Source organism: Thiorhodospira sibirica ATCC 700588 (genome assembly GCF_000227725.2).
GTDB classification, from domain to species: Bacteria; Pseudomonadota; Gammaproteobacteria; order Ectothiorhodospirales; family Ectothiorhodospiraceae; genus Thiorhodospira; species Thiorhodospira sibirica.
The window spans coordinates 2,635,635-2,649,960 of the sequence record NZ_MU255056.1 but is presented as its reverse complement, the minus strand read 5'-3'; the positions used below and the strand labels follow the sequence as shown (position 1 = coordinate 2,649,960).

General features: G+C 57.0%; 12 protein-coding genes. 10 read left to right on the top strand and 2 right to left on the bottom strand.

Translation table 11 applies throughout. From position 1 onward, the window contains the following. Positions 1–7 precede the first annotated feature (7 nt). The 6 genes from ppx to holA all read left to right on the top strand — a co-directional run bounded on the left by ppx (position 8) and on the right by holA (position 8,964). On the top strand, positions 8–1,507 hold the full coding sequence (ppx, locus tag THISIDRAFT_RS12310) for an exopolyphosphatase (protein WP_040851454.1): 1,500 nt from the start codon (positions 8–10) through the stop codon (positions 1,505–1,507). A 44-nt stretch (positions 1,508–1,551) separates the two neighbouring features. Next, on the top strand, positions 1,552–4,257 hold the full coding sequence (locus THISIDRAFT_RS12305; protein ID WP_006786332.1) for a TRAP transporter permease: 2,706 nt from the start codon (positions 1,552–1,554) through the stop codon (positions 4,255–4,257). A 136-nt stretch (positions 4,258–4,393) separates the two neighbouring features. Continuing rightward, a complete protein-coding gene (locus THISIDRAFT_RS12300; RefSeq protein WP_083824556.1) occupies positions 4,394–6,070 on the top strand; it encodes a DUF342 domain-containing protein in 1,677 nt (558 codons plus the stop codon). Between the two features lie 216 nt (positions 6,071–6,286). Continuing rightward, positions 6,287–6,697 carry a hypothetical protein gene (locus THISIDRAFT_RS12295; RefSeq protein ID WP_040851445.1) on the top strand — a complete coding sequence of 137 codons (411 nt, stop codon included), beginning with the start codon at positions 6,287–6,289 and terminating at the stop codon, positions 6,695–6,697. Between the two features lie 75 nt (positions 6,698–6,772). Further along, entirely contained in the window at positions 6,773–7,867 is a 1,095-nt protein-coding gene (locus THISIDRAFT_RS12290; RefSeq protein ID WP_006786335.1) for a hypothetical protein, read from the top strand. A gap of 65 nt (positions 7,868–7,932) precedes the next feature. Next, entirely contained in the window at positions 7,933–8,964 is a 1,032-nt protein-coding gene (gene holA, locus THISIDRAFT_RS12285) for a DNA polymerase III subunit delta (RefSeq protein WP_006786336.1), read from the top strand. Here holA and soxZ read toward each other — a convergent pair. Beyond that, positions 8,957–9,265: a thiosulfate oxidation carrier complex protein SoxZ gene (gene soxZ / locus THISIDRAFT_RS12280; RefSeq protein ID WP_006786337.1), complete on the bottom strand. Its 309-nt coding sequence runs from the start codon at positions 9,263–9,265 to the stop codon at positions 8,957–8,959. The genes holA and soxZ overlap by 8 nt on opposite strands. A gap of 28 nt (positions 9,266–9,293) precedes the next feature. After that, positions 9,294–9,761, bottom strand: a complete 468-nt coding sequence (locus THISIDRAFT_RS12275; RefSeq protein ID WP_006786338.1) for a thiosulfate oxidation carrier protein SoxY — start codon at positions 9,759–9,761, stop codon at positions 9,294–9,296. A 435-nt stretch (positions 9,762–10,196) separates the two neighbouring features. Here THISIDRAFT_RS12275 and THISIDRAFT_RS12270 point away from each other — a divergent pair, with 435 nt between their 5' ends. From THISIDRAFT_RS12270 to zapD, 4 genes are all read left to right on the top strand, one after another. Next, positions 10,197–11,663: a glycosyltransferase family 2 protein gene (locus tag THISIDRAFT_RS12270; protein WP_139063948.1), complete on the top strand. Its 1,467-nt coding sequence runs from the start codon at positions 10,197–10,199 to the stop codon at positions 11,661–11,663. 97 nt (positions 11,664–11,760) lie between these two features. Continuing rightward, complete coding sequence (locus tag THISIDRAFT_RS12265; RefSeq protein ID WP_006786340.1) at positions 11,761–12,648, top strand: prepilin peptidase; 888 nt, start codon at positions 11,761–11,763, stop codon at positions 12,646–12,648. Continuing rightward, a complete protein-coding gene (gene coaE, locus THISIDRAFT_RS12260; protein ID WP_006786341.1) occupies positions 12,645–13,349 on the top strand; it encodes a dephospho-CoA kinase in 705 nt (234 codons plus the stop codon). The genes THISIDRAFT_RS12265 and coaE overlap by 4 nt, the downstream gene beginning before the upstream one ends. A 197-nt stretch (positions 13,350–13,546) precedes the next feature. After that, complete coding sequence (gene zapD, locus THISIDRAFT_RS12255; protein ID WP_246585391.1) at positions 13,547–14,323, top strand: cell division protein ZapD; 777 nt, start codon at positions 13,547–13,549, stop codon at positions 14,321–14,323. Positions 14,324–14,326 lie beyond the last annotated feature (3 nt).

Here is a 14,326-nt window from a genome sequence, read left to right as displayed (position 1 = left end):
GCCGCCCATGTTTCGACGCCGTACCCTCCCCGAATTGGTTGCAGCGGTTGATTTGGGATCCAACAGTTTTCACATGATTGTGGCGCGCATTACCGATGGCAATGTGCATGTGCTGGATCGGCTGCGCGAAACGGTGCGTCTGGCGGGGGGTCTGGATGAGCGCAATCAGATTACCGCTGTGGCAACCGAGCGGGCTTTAAATACCCTGGGTCGATTTGGCCAGCGGGTCAAGGATTTACCGCAGGGCACGGTGCGCGCCGTGGGCACCAATACCTTGCGCAAGGCGCGCAATGCCGCACAATTTCTGGCGCAGGCACAGCGCTGTCTGGGGCATCCCATTGAGGTCATCGGCGGGCGTGAAGAGGCGCGCCTGATTTATCTTGGGGTGTCGCATTGCGTGGCCCAGCACGAAGGGCATCGTCTGGTGATTGATATTGGCGGCGGCAGCACCGAGGTGATCATCGGTGAACGCTTCAATCCGCTGCACACCGAAAGCCTGCACATGGGCTGTGTCAATATGACCCGGCTGTATTTCCCCAAGGGCGAGCTTGGCGAGATGGCCTGGCGGGCGGCGGATATTGCCGCCCGTCTGGAGATTCAGCCGATTGAGCAGCTGTATCGGCGGGTGGGCTGGCAGGCGGGCTTTGGGGCCTCGGGTACGGCGCTGGCCATTGAGCGGGTGCTGCGCGAACAGGGCTGGTCGAATGATGGCATTACCTTGACCGGCCTGTTGCAGTTGCGTGCGCATCTGATCAAGGCAGGCCACATGCAGCGCGTGCATCTGCAGGGGCTGAGCGAGGAGCGCAAGCCGGTCTTTCCGGGCGGCGTGGTGGTGATGCTGGCCTTGTTTGAGGCACTGAGTATTGAACGCATGCAGGTCTCGGATGGGGCCTTGCGCGAGGGTCTGATCTACGATCTGCTGGGGCGGATTCGTGATGAGGATGTGCGTACCCGTACCGTTGATTCCCTGATGCGGCGCTTTCAAATCGACACCCAGCATGCAGGCCGGGTGGAAGCCACCGCCATCAGCCTGTTTAATGCGGTCAATCAGGTGTGGGCGCTGGATGAAACCGCCGCTGATTTTCTGGTGTGGGCGGCCCGCCTGCATGAGTTGGGTTTATCCATTTCCCATAGCGACTACCATAAGCATGGGGCCTATATCATGGAAAACGCTGATCTGGCCGGTTTTTCACGCGAGGACCAGCGGATCCTTGCGCTGTTGGTGCGGCTGCATCGACGCAAATTGTCGCTCAAGCAGGCGCACGCACTGGACGCGGCACAACGCCTGATGGTGCTGCGGCTGGCCATTTTATTGCGGCTGGCGGTGTTGTTGCATCGCAATCGCAGTGAAAACCCCATTGAGCTGGCGACCATCAAAGCCAGTGACGCCTGGCTTAAGCTGCGCTTCGCCCCGCATTGGCTGGATCAGCATCCCCTGACCTGTGCGGATCTGGAGCTGGAGGCTGAACGGATTAAGCCCTTTGATATCCGCCTTAAATTCAGCTAAGTGCCGATGATGCCACGGCCTGTGTGAGGACGAAAAAGACTCCGATGACTAAGCTAGCTCCTGGCGCCCTGGCGCTTGACAAAATAGACTCAGGTGGGCGCGAGCCAGGGGTGTTGACGCGGCGGCTGATTTATCTCACCGCGCTGGCCTGGTCTTTGTTTCAGCTGTGGATTGCCTCGCCTTTGCCGTATTGGTTCGATGTGTTCATGGTCAGCGAGACCCAGGCACGTTCGATTCATCTGGCCTTTGCCATTTTCCTCGCCTTTTTGATGTTTCCCGCCCGTCCGGCGTTGGGCAACGGGGCGAGCTTCATCGGGCCGGTGTATGTGCTGGCTGCCTTGGGCTTTGTGCTGCTGGCGCTGTATCAATATACCCAGGATTCCGGCCGCCCGCTGGTTTTGCTGATGTTGGCGCTGCTCAATGGCCTGCTGGCCTATGCCGCCTTGCGCCCGGAAGATCCGCGCCGGGTACCGCTCAATGACTGGCTGCTGGCCTTTGCCGGGGCTTTTTGTGCGGCCTATCTGTATCTGTATCACCGCGAGCTGGCACTACGCCCAGGGTCGCCGACCTTGAGCGATCTGCTCGTGGCGGTGTGCGGGATTGCGCTGTTGCTGGAGGCCACCCGGCGAGTGCTGGGACCGGCCTTGATGATCATTGCCCTGGTGTTTTTGGTGTATACCTTTGCCGGGCCGTGGATGCCGGATATGATTGCCCATCGCGGCGCCTCGCTGGGACGGGCGATGAGTCAGCAATGGCTGTCCAACGAGGGGGTATTCGGGATTGCCCTGGGGGTCTCCACCAGCTTTGTATTTTTGTTTGTGTTGTTTGGCGCATTGCTGGACAAGGCCGGCGCCGGAGGCTATTTCATTCGCGTGGCCTTTGCCCTGCTGGGACATTTGCGCGGTGGGCCAGCCAAGGCGGCGGTGGTGGCCTCCGGGATGACCGGCCTGATCTCGGGTTCATCCATTGCCAACACCGTGACCACCGGCACCTTTACCGTACCCTTGATGAAGCGGGTGGGCTTTCCAGCGCATAAAGCCGGGGCGATTGAGGTCAGCAGCTCGGTGAATGGGCAATTGATGCCGCCGGTGATGGGGGCAGCCGCCTTTTTGATGGTCGAATATGTGGGCATCTCCTATGCCGAGGTGATCAAGCATGCCTTCTTGCCTGCGGTGATTTCCTATGCCGCACTCTTATATATCGTCCATCTGGAGGCCCTTAAAGCCAACATGCAAGGTCTGCCGAGGGCCGTGGGGAGTACCTGGCAGGGGCGTTTAGTAGGGTTTGGTTTAAGCCTGAGCGGGCTGATTATTCTGGCGGCGCTGGTGTATTACGGGCTGGGGTGGATTAAAACCGTCGCCGGGGAAGCCGCGATTTATCTCATTCTGGCCTTGATGCTGCTGGCTTATCTGGGGCTTTTGTGGATAGCCTGTAAGATCCCGCCGACCTCGATGGAAGATGGGGATACTCTGATCTTGCCGGCGGCTGGGCCAACGATTCTGGGCGGCTTGCATTTCCTGTTGCCGGTGGTGGTGCTGATCTGGTCATTGGTGGTTGAGCGCCTTTCGCCGGGCCTGTCAGCCTTCTGGGCCGTGCTGTTCATGATCTTCATTCTGCTGACCCAGCGTCCGCTCAGCGTTTTGTTTACCCGGCAGCGCGGCGTACCCGCAGCAATCCGGCGCGGGGTGCGTGAAATGCTGGAGGGTTTGGTGCAGGGCGCACGCAATATGATCGGTATCGGCGTAGCCACTGCCGCCGCCGGGATCATCGTGGGCACCGTGGCGATGACCGGCATTGGCCTGGCGATGACTGATTTTGTCGAGTTTGTCTCCGGGGGCAATCTGCTCCTGATGCTGTTTCTGACAGCGTTCATTTGTCTGATCTTGGGTCTGGGGCTACCCACCACCGCCAATTACATTATTGTCGCCACCTTAATGGCGCCGGTGATTGTCGAGCTGGCGGCGGTTAACGGCTTGCTGATGCCGTTAATTGCCGCGCATTTATTTGTGTTTTATTTTGGCATCATGGCGGATGTCACGCCGCCGGTGGGCCTGGCTTCCTTCGCGGCGGCGGCGGTGTCGCGGGCTGATCCCATCAAAACCGGCATCCAGGCTTTCTGGTACAGTCTGCGCACCGTGGCCTTGCCGTTTTTCTTTGTCTTCAATCCGCAGCTGCTGCTGATTGGGGTACACAGCGTATGGCAATTACTGCTCACCGTATTTGGCGGACTGGTGGGGATGCTGATATTTGCCGCTGCCACCCAGGGCTACTGGCTGACCCGCAGCCGCTGGTGGGAATCATTGGCGCTGCTTTTAATTGCGCTGACCTTATTCATGCCCGGTCTGTGGCTGGATCGCTTACAGCCGGAGTTTCGAGCGGCACCCGCCGAAGCACTGTTTGCCACCATCGACGACCTTAAACCCGCTGCGCATCTGCGCCTTGAGGTTGAGGGATTGAGTCTGGATGGCCGCGTGCAAACGCGCCAGGTGATGCTGGCTTTAGGGTCTGAGGGTAGCGCCCAGGAGCGGCTTAGAGATGCCGGGCTTGGGGTGATGAGTTTTGCCGGTCAGGTCAGCATCACCCAAGTGGATTTTTCCTCTCAGGCGGAGCGTCTGGGTCTGGAGCCGGGATCTCGCGTCAGTGCGGTGCTGGTGCGCACCGAGCGACCGGCAGCGCAATGGATGTATGTCCCGGCATTATTATTGCTGCTGCTTATCGGCTTTCTACAGCGGGCGCGGATGAGAAGCTGACCATTTTTTTCTCTGCGGTTGCATAAATCGGTTGGCAGGCACTGCCAACGTGTTGCTATTAACCTTATTTAACGATATGAAGGAGGGGGGTGGGTAATCCCAGGCGCGGCCAAACCGCTGCTTCCTCAATACTACGATGATGAATTCAGTCCCAGAAAACAACCCAGCAACACCGCAAACGGATTCCACGGACAGTTCATCGGACGACACCACATCAGTCACTGAGTCTGCACAAATCGTTGCCGTTAGCGAAGTCACTTCGCCCAGCGGCGAGGAGGCCGCCCCTGCGCCACCCCCTCAAGACCCTCCAGATGCCGAGACAGCGGCAGAGGCGGCAGCGCCTGCCGTTGAGGCACCACCCAAGCCCAGCCTGAACACCAGCAGCGTACAGATGATGCTGTCCTCGGATAAATGCACGCTTTCCCTGAATGCAGAATTTGAGGCGGAGCTGGTCGATGAATTCAAGGAATATATGGTGCAGAGCCTGAAAAAAATGGGCTGTCGCAAGCACAACATCATGGAAGAGGCGCTGGTGAATATCGATCTGATGATTGGCGCCGCGCTGGAACTTGAACAACAAGCCCGGAACAATAATCCATCTGCCTATGCAGACAAACCACGGATGGTGCGCCTGCACGAGCAGGTGCTGCTCACCGGCACCCCGCCGGTTGAGCCGCAAGATGCCCGCCTGGAATGGGCCAAGGATTTTTTTAGCCATGAAATGAGCGTTGACCCGGATCAGGGGAGCGTGGATTATCGCGAGCGCGGGAATAATCTGTCGGTGCGTGATGACCAGTTGCTCGCCATCTTGCATCCACCCCAGCCCGGCAAAGCCGGCGTGGATGTGTTTGGCCGTATTCTGCCGGCGCGGGTACCACAACATGTCAAGTTGCGGGTGGCCAAAAACGTCAAGGTGGATACCGTCAAAGGGGAATATTACTCCGCCATCAAGGGGCGTTTGCGTTTTGTCAACCAGATTCTGGCGGTGGATAATGTCTACATGATCCCCGGCAGCGTTGGCCTGGAAACCGGCAATATCAGCCATCCCGGTGCCTTGGTGGTGCGTCAAAATGTCGAAGCTGAATCGCGTGTTGAGACCGATGGAGATATCGAAATCGATGGCTATATTGAAAATGCCGTGGTGATCTGTGGCGGCAATATTATCGTCAAAGGCGGCATCATTGGCATGGAAGGCTACATCCGCGCCGCCGGCACCATCCACGCCAAATTCATTCAAAACGCCGAGATTGAGGCCGGGGGGGATGTGATTGTTGAACGCGGCATTGATCAATCCAATGTACGCTCACGCGGCAAGGTGATTGTCAATAACGGCCGCATCGTCGGCGGGCATATCCTCGCCTTGCAAGGGGTTGAGTCCGATTACATCGGCACCGAGGCCAATATCGTCACCACCATCACCAGCGGTGAAGACTACCAGCTTGAGGAGCTGCTCGAAGAGCTGGAAAGCCAACGTCAAGGCTACATCAACATGAAGGAAAGCATTGATAAAAAGATCGCCCCGTTCATTGATACCCCGCATTTGCCGCAAAATAAATACAACATCTTGCAGACCCTCAAGCTGCAAGCCGAGGAGCTGGGGCGGCGCATTAGCCAAACGGATGAAGAAATCAATGCCTTGCATGAAGAATTCAAAAATCACCAGGTACTGGAAGTGCTTGCCCGCAAAGAGATTTACTCTGACTGCATTTTCCATCTGGACGGCCAAACCCTGCGCTCTCAGGATGCCCTTTATGGTCCGGTGAAAGTCTGCCGCCGGGGCGAAAAAATCTTGTGCATCGGAGCCAGCGAATAAAAGGGTGTCGCCATGGGAACGCCGAGCCTCGGCCTGGACATCTCGAAGATGTGGTTATGCCAATAGCACGACAAACACCGCGGCCTCGTTGCCGGTCTGCTGGCCTGTGCTTCATGAAGCACAGGCAAAGCCTTGTCGAATGGCTTAACAAGTGGCGTGGGTGTGGCCTATACTGCGAGGGTCATTTCACTCTATTGCATAACGGGGGTTCCCTTTATGGCTGTCAATCTCCCTCTTCGACCTGCGGGGCGCACGATGTCAACCTTTAGCAAGATTCCTTGGACCCTGACGATTATCTTGTATATGGTGGTGGTGCATTTCATCAACATCGATATGTCGGGTGTGGCTGGTTACATTTTCCTGGTTTTGTGTCTGGTGGTGTTATTTTTTGAGTTCTTTAAGTCTGGAGATGTGAACGAGTTTGCCTTTCTGATAGATATTCTCAGCGCGGTGTTTGCCCTGGTGGTGGCAACGGTGCTGATGTCGTATATGATTTTTGCGCTGAAGGAGACACCGACCTTTTTCCATTGGTTTGGTTGTGCGGTGATTTTGATTGATGCCGTTCTCAGTCCCTTTAATTCTTTCCGTACCGCCTTGCGTAACTTTGGGCTGGGATCGCCGGTTTGATGTAGTAGTGTGTGGATTGCACAAAGACGCCCGGCGGCTTGCGCCTGCCGGGCCTTTCACAACGAGGAGCGATATATGCAGACCCCATTGAAAACCTTATCCATTGCGTTGCTTGCCGGTTCAGGGCTGGTGTTGGCCAGTCAGGCGACCTTGGCAAATGAGTCAGTGACCCAGGATGGCTATGTCACCGGAACGATGGTGATCGACTGGCATTCGCGGTTACCACAAAATCAGGAAAATGACGCCCCCAAGCCGGGCGTGGCGGATTTTTATCAACTGGATGCCACCGTCGGTAATACCTTTTACAAGGGCAGTATCCAGTGCGTGCCCTACGTATTTTCGCGCCATTTGGGGCGTTTGCTGCAAGAGGGGAGCTGCCAATATGATGTCAATATTGGGGTGATTAACCCGGCGGATACCAGCCAGCGTGCGGTCGTGGGTAAGGTGGTCGGCACCGCGCCCAAAGATCGTGAAGGGCGGGTTGATTTAGGCCGCGCCAATTTGCGGATAGAAGTGCAGGCGATGGGCCGCGCTCAGGCCTTTACCTCAAGTTTTGCCGGGGTGGTGGTATCCAGTCCCGTGAAAGCCACCAGCACGCTGCGCGAGGCTTTGGATACGGCGGCCAAACAGAGCGCCACGATCACCCGCATGGTGGGAGAGCGTGAGGTGTCAGTGACGCTGGGCGATGTGGATCCGGTGAAGTTTCAGCGGGTGACGCTGGCCGCTGGCCCTTCGGCCAATTATACCGAGGCGGTGGTCGATGGCCAGCTGGTGTATTCCTACGAAACGGATAACTGGTTCCCGACGCTCACCTATAGCTATGGCGGTACCCAGGATGTGGTGTCTGGCGGCATGAAGTGGGTGGAACTCAGTGATACCGAAGGCCGTTATGAGCTGAATGTCGTATTTAATGAGGATAAGGGCGGTCCGCAGGATGAGGCGGCTTTCTTTGGCGATGCGCAAGGGGAAGAGGCCTTTTTCATGAGCACGCCGAATCGTTCCACGATTAACGGCACCATCCATTTCAAGGATACTTATACCGGCGGGGTGGAGCGGCCTGTGAAAAGTGCCGTGACCTATAACATGGGCGTGCAAAAGCTGACTGCACAGCAGGCGCAGCTGTTCTGGAAAACGCTGCTGCTGATTCCCAGTCAGGTGTATGGCGAATAAGCCGCCGTTGTTTGTGTAATTCAGGGGGGAGCTTTTCAGCTCCCCTTTTTGCTTTGGGGGGAGCGATGCAACTTAAACCGGCGCAACTGGGCGCGCATTTACACCAGCATGGTCTTGCACCGATTTATGTGTTAAGCGGCGAGGAGCCGTTGCAGTTGATGGAATCGCTGGATCTAATTCGGGCGGTGGCTAAGGGGCAGGGCTATCATGAGCGCGAGGTGTTTGAGGTTGAGAGCGGTTTTGACTGGTCAGGCTTTTGGTTATCCGTGGAGCATCGTTCACTGTTTTGTGCCAAACGGCTGCTGGAATTAAGAATGCCCACAGGTAAACCCGGCACCCAAGGGGTCAAGATGCTGGAGGCTTATGTCAAACAGCGACCTGAGGATGTGGTGTTATTGGTGCAGTGCGGCAAACTTGACCGGCAAGCGCGCTGGGTAGAGATGCTGGATAAACAGGGCATCTGGGTGCAAAGCATGCCGCTTAAACCGGCGCAGATGGAGACCTGGTTAAAACAGCGGCTGCAAAAACATCATTTGCAACCCTCGGCGGCGGCGGTGCAATTGCTGCTGGAGCGCAGCGAAGGCAATCTGTTGGCCGCCGCCCAGGAGGTGCATAAACTGGCCCTGTTATATCCGCACGGCGGCGCGCTCGATGAGGCGGCCATGCTCAGTGCCGTGGGCGATCATGCGCGTTACAGCCTGTTTGACCTAAGCGATGCCATGCTGGCAGCGGATGGCGCCCGCATTGTCAAGATTATGCAAGGCTTGCAGGATGAAGGCGTAGAACCCTTATTGGTGCTGTGGCTGGTAACTCGTGAGACCCGCACACTGGCGGAGATGGCCTTTCGTCAGGCGCGTGGCGAGCCATTGGAGGCGATTTTGCAAGGGGTGCGCAGTTATATCCAGCGCCCCTTGATGCAGGCGGCACTCAAGCGCGCAGGCTATAGGCGCTGGGAGGCTTTGCTTGGCCAGTGCGCACGGCTTGATCGTTTGCTAAAAGGCCAGGCGCAAGGCGGCAGACCTTGGGAAGAGCTGCAGAGCCTGGCGCTGGCTTTTGCGGGTGTTATCCTGCCACAACCGCTGCGTCGGGTCAGCTGATCGTGGTCTCTGCGCTGTCCTGTTGACCCCGGTTATCTTGCCAGCGAATGTTCAGCTGATCCCCCGCTTTGGCACCGCTGAATTTAAATGAAAGATGCGGATCTCGCGCCACGGCTGGCCCCCAATACGCGGTGATGACGTGCTCACCGTTGACTGTGGCATTAACTTCCGTGATGTAATGTGCAGGAACCAGCTGGCCCTGTTCATCGCGCCGTCTGCCGCTTTCCATGGGATGACTGATGAGCGCCCGCACCGTGGTAATGCCTTCGCTGATCTGCGCCCGAACTCGAATGGTGGACATAAAAAATTCTCCTCAGAGCCTGATGTACTTATACGCAGCCGTCGCCTTCGGGCACCAGTACCTGGGTACGGGTGCTGTAGGCCTGATCGCGGGTTTTGACCACCGCCACCACGTCGCTGCTTTCCGCCATTTTGATGCGGGTAGCCACATAGGGCAAGGTATTGGGGCCTAGCACATAGGTCCCATTCAGCGGGCTGGCATTGCCCTGGGCTACCAGCAAGGCAATCTCACGCACCCCACTGATCGTGCTTTCAATGGTAATCAATACTGAAGAAGGGTTTTGCGCAACCTGTGGGGCGTCCAGCGCAATATCACCATCCAGGGGGTTTTCGGTTCCCGCAACCGCCCGCAACGCACTATTAAATGAACTGCTGGCAAAGGCGCTATCTGGCCGGGCGGCATGGGCGGTGGCACTCAACAGGCCCGTGCCCGCGCTAACACCCACGGCAGTGGCTGCCAGAGTACCTTTTAAAACCATACGACGTTTTTTGATCACGTTATCCTCCTTATCGGGTCAGTCATCAGTGTAGGGCTTGCAGCCTGATATTGACACATCTTGGCCTTTAAAAACCACCTGATCAAGCGGCCCAGATGCTAGAATCCGGAGATCTGCACAACAGATAAAAAATACCTGTGAGCGCCACGCACTTTTCACGCAAAGCATGTCAAACTAGCCACGCTGATCCAAGCGTGGATGTGGTCATCGGTGCAGCGGGCCAACGCCGTTTAAGCGGCAAACGGCGCAGGTTTGCGCCGTATTGTCAAAGCTTAAGGCGGGTGGCTGGTTCGGTCATCCAGACACTCAAGGCCATGTCTTCGCGGTTATCTGCCCTTGGCTTGATGTCGCACTGTCTTCAGGCCATCGCATACCCAACGGTTTCATCCCCCCCATTTCCCTGTTTTTACGAGGCAACTGGCAAAGATTATGTTGATGTCATTGACTGACGTATATGCGCTGCTGCAAATTCTTTTAGGCGTGGCGCTGGTATGCCTGATGTTGATGTCTGGCAATCTGCTGTTTTTGGCGATTGCGCGGCATGTTGCTCCAACGCGGGTTTATCCCACCCGATCCCTGTCTGAGGCGGCATTGCCTGCGGTACTGGTGCAATTGCCGTTGTATAACGAGGGCGATCTTGCACAACGCTTGCTTGAGGCTACGGCTCAACTGGATTGGCCACGCGACAGGCTGTATATCCAGATACTTGATGACAGCACCGACGGCTCGCTGATACACAGTCAGCAGGCGGTGGCGTGGGCGAAAGCACAGGGCTTGCAGGTAGAATTGCTGCACCGCACAAAGCGCCATGCCTATAAAGCCGGGGCCTTGGCGGAGGGCTTGAAGCGACTGCCACAGGTGCCGTATGTCGCCATGTTTGACGCAGATTTTATGCCGCCGCGTGATTTTTTGCGCCGCACGGTGGCTTTACTGGAGGCAGATCATGCCCTGGCTTTCGTGCAGGGTCGCTGGGTCCATGCAAACCGCCGACAAAACCTCTTGACCCGGGTGCAGGCGATGTTGCTGGATGGGCATTTTCGCGTGGAGCAGGAAACCCGTGCCCGTCTCGGCTTGCCTTTGGCCTTCAATGGAACCTGTGGCATGTGGCGCTGTAGCGCCATTGATTCAGCAGGCGGCTGGCAAGGCGATACCCTCTCCGAGGATCTGGATCTGAGTATGCGGGTGCATCTTGCCGGGTGGCGGGCGGCATTCCTTCATGATCTGGGCGTACCGGGTGAATTGCCGACGTCTGCCCAAGCATGGCGTACCCAACAGGCCCGCTGGACCAAGGGCTTTGCCCAATGCACCCTGAAACTCTCGCCAACCATCTGGCGCAGTGCATGGCCGGGATGGCACAAGCTGGCGGTCAGTCTGCAGATGGGGCAAAGCCTGTTTTTCCCCTTGGGGTTGGTGTGCTTGCTGTTGAGTTTGCCCTTACTGGCCGCAGAGATCGCGTTGCATCCGGCATTGATGATTCTGGGCGTTCTGGCGACGGTGCTGGGTTTTGCCGGAACCATCGGTTTTTTAATCACCGGCCAGCGCTGGCGCACTGATCCCGCTGAGCCGCATGAACCCCATCCCCTTGTGCTGATTGCCCTGTCCTTGATGTTTACCAGTGGCTTGGTGTTATCGAATGCCCGCGCTGTGCTTGAGGCCCTGATCGGACGGCAAAGTGAGTTTGTCCGCACGCCCAAGGGTCTGATGCAAGGCACTCATGCCAAAGCCAGATACCCCTGGAAAGGCGTGCCGGAGCTGGTTTTGGCGGTGGCGCTGATCGGCTTTATCTTGCTGGAACAGGCGTGGAGCGGGTTGTTTATGAGTATCATGATTAGCGGACTGGCCAGCGTGGGCACCATGCAGCTGCTGGAAGCACGCCTAAACGCGGCCAAGCCGCCGCGTTAGGTACCGGCCAGGTTCTGCGATACGCTATAATCTGCACAGATGCTTGCTGTCGTTGCGGACAGCAAGCCTGCAGATGTCGAAACGGATACCCCTACTGATGAGCGATATTTTAACCTTCCTGGCGGAGGATCTTTTCTGGCTGCTGCTATTGACCGGGCTTGTGGGTCTGGTCATCGGCAGCTTTTTAAACGTGGTGATTCACCGCCTGCCCATCATGCTCGAACGCCAATGGGCGCAGGACGCCTATGGCTACTTTGAGGCCAGCCAAGGCCCGCCGCCTGGCGAGCCGCCTGCCTCGACGCCGTATAATCTCATCGTGCCGCGCTCGGCTTGTCCGCACTGCAATCATCAGATCAGCGCCCTGGAAAATATCCCGCTGCTCAGCTATCTGTTTTTGCGTGGCCGCTGTCGTGCCTGTGGCACCCGGATCTCCTGGCAATATCCGCTGGTTGAACTCGCCAGCGCCGGGTTATCAATGGTCGTGGTCTGGTATTTCGGGCTGTCCTGGGAGGCGCTGGCGGCGCTGGTGCTGACCTGGGCCTTGCTGGCCCTGGCGGTGATTGATCTGCGTACCACCTTATTGCCGGATGTGATCACCCTGCCCATTTTGTGGCTGGGTCTGGTGCTGAATTTATCGGGGCTGTTTACCGATGCCACCAGCAGTCTGTTGGGAGCGGTCGCAGGGTATATGAGCCTGTGGCTGGTGTATCAGGCATTTCGGCTGTTGACCGGCAAGGAAGGCATGGGCTTTGGCGATTTCAAGCTGTTTGCCCTGCTGGGGGCCTGGCTGGGCTGGCAGATGCTGCCCTTGATCATTTTGCTCTCGGCCTTCACCGGCGCCCTCGTGGGCTTGACCTTGATCCTGCTGCGCGGGCGGGATCGCAATATTCCTCTGCCCTTTGGTCCCTATCTGGCCGCTGCGGGCTGGATTGCCTTGCTGTGGGGAGAAGACATCATGCAGCTTTATCTGCGTAGCGCATTTTGAACACACCACTGCCCGTATTATTGAAGCGGCCACCGCCCTTATTACCCTTCTGCGTGGGCCTGACCGGTGGGATTGGCAGTGGCAAATCGACGGTTGCCCGGCTTTTTGCCGAGTTGGGTGCCGAAATCATTGATGCCGATGTGGTGGCGCGTGAACTGGTCACGCCCGGCTCACCCGCCTTAGCCCACATTACCCTGCTGTTTGGCCGGGTGATTCTACAGGCGGATGGCCAGCTCAATCGGGCCGCCTTGCGCGCCCGCATCTTTGCCGATGCCAAGGCCCGCGAGGCACTCAATGAACTAATGCATCCATTGATCCGCGAGCGCATGCAGGCGCTGCGTGCGCAATCGCGCAGCCGGTATGTCATGATGGTCATCCCCTTGCTGGTCGAATCCGGATGGCAGGATCTGGTTGACCGCATCCTGGTCGTGGACTGCCCGAAAATTTTGCAGCGTGAGCGCGTGATGGCTCGCGATGGGCTTTCTGCCGAACAGGTGCAGCACATGCTCAATGCCCAAAGTACCCGTATGCAACGCCTGTGCAGTGCCCACGATTTGATTGATAATGGCTATGAACATACGCCCCAGAGCCTGCAATACCAAGTCCGTCCACTGCATCGGCATTATCTTGATCTGGCCCGCCGCCCATTGTCTTCCCGGCCTAAAAGACCGCCATTCTCCTTACAAAAGGCTTCCTCATGAGGCCCCGCCTGATAAAGCGCTGGCCGTGCTTTTTACAGGTGAGCGGCGCTGATACGGTTGCGGATGCTTTTAACGATGCGATGATGGTGACACGCTTTGCCTAAGTTTTACCCGGAAACATCCTAATGTTTGTCAATTTCGCCCTAACAGTAGACAATAGCGACTACTCGATTCACAACTTACCCATGGTTTCGCCTGTGAATGACTTTGTCGTCTACGAACAACCCCTCAACGAGCGCATGCGATTGTTTATGCGCGTGGAAGAACTCACGCAGCGCTTTCACCACAGCCTGGAAAAAGACACCAGCATCGACACTCACATGGCGCTGAGCACCTTGATTGAGATGGTCAATCTGACCAATCGCATCGATTTGAAGCGCGAATTGATGAAAGAGCTGGAGCGCCAGATTGCCAATCTCGGGCGGCTGGCCGAGGAGCCTACCGTCGATCAGGAACGGCTGCATGAAGTCATGGATCGTCAGCGCCTGTTCATTGAAAAAATCCACACCATCAATGGTCAGCTGGATCAGTACGTTAAAAACAACGAGTTGTTTAACAGCATTCGCAAGCGGACCTCCATTCCCGGAGGCACCTGTGATTTTGACCTGCCCGCCTATCATTACTGGTTGACCCGCTCGCAAACCCAGCGCCATGAGCTGCTCTGTCAATGGTCTGCACCGTTTTATGATATTCATGAACCCATCGTGCTGATTCTGGATCTGATTCGCAATAGCATCCAGCCGCGTCGCGTCACTGCCGTGCAAGGTTTTTTTGAGCAGGCCCTCGATAACACCGTTCCCTGGCAGATGCTGCGCGTGATCTTGCCGTTTGATTTTCCCTGCTATCCAGAAATCAGCGCCGGGCGGCAACGCTTCTCCATCCGCTTTCTCGAACCCGGCGATATGCTCGGACGCCCGCAGCAATGTGGTAACGGGCGTGACCTGGAATTTCAACTGACCTGCTGCGCCCTTTAACGG

Excerpts from the sequence above, each read along its gene's own strand:
- THISIDRAFT_RS12300 (WP_083824556.1), top strand. The coding sequence starts at position 4,394 with ATGATGAATTCAGTCCCAGAAAACAACCCAGCAACACCGCAAACGGAT.
- THISIDRAFT_RS12305 (WP_006786332.1), top strand. The coding sequence starts at position 1,552 with ATGACTAAGCTAGCTCCTGGCGCCCTGGCGCTTGACAAAATAGACTCA.
- ppx (WP_040851454.1), top strand. The coding sequence starts at position 8 with ATGTTTCGACGCCGTACCCTCCCCGAATTGGTTGCAGCGGTTGATTTG.
- THISIDRAFT_RS12290 (WP_006786335.1), top strand. The coding sequence starts at position 6,773 with ATGCAGACCCCATTGAAAACCTTATCCATTGCGTTGCTTGCCGGTTCA.
- THISIDRAFT_RS12265 (WP_006786340.1), top strand. The coding sequence starts at position 11,761 with ATGAGCGATATTTTAACCTTCCTGGCGGAGGATCTTTTCTGGCTGCTG.
- soxZ (WP_006786337.1), bottom strand. The coding sequence starts at position 9,265 with ATGTCCACCATTCGAGTTCGGGCGCAGATCAGCGAAGGCATTACCACG.
- THISIDRAFT_RS12295 (WP_040851445.1), top strand. The coding sequence starts at position 6,287 with ATGGCTGTCAATCTCCCTCTTCGACCTGCGGGGCGCACGATGTCAACC.
- holA (WP_006786336.1), top strand. The coding sequence starts at position 7,933 with ATGCAACTTAAACCGGCGCAACTGGGCGCGCATTTACACCAGCATGGT.
- THISIDRAFT_RS12270 (WP_139063948.1), top strand. The coding sequence starts at position 10,197 with ATGTCATTGACTGACGTATATGCGCTGCTGCAAATTCTTTTAGGCGTG.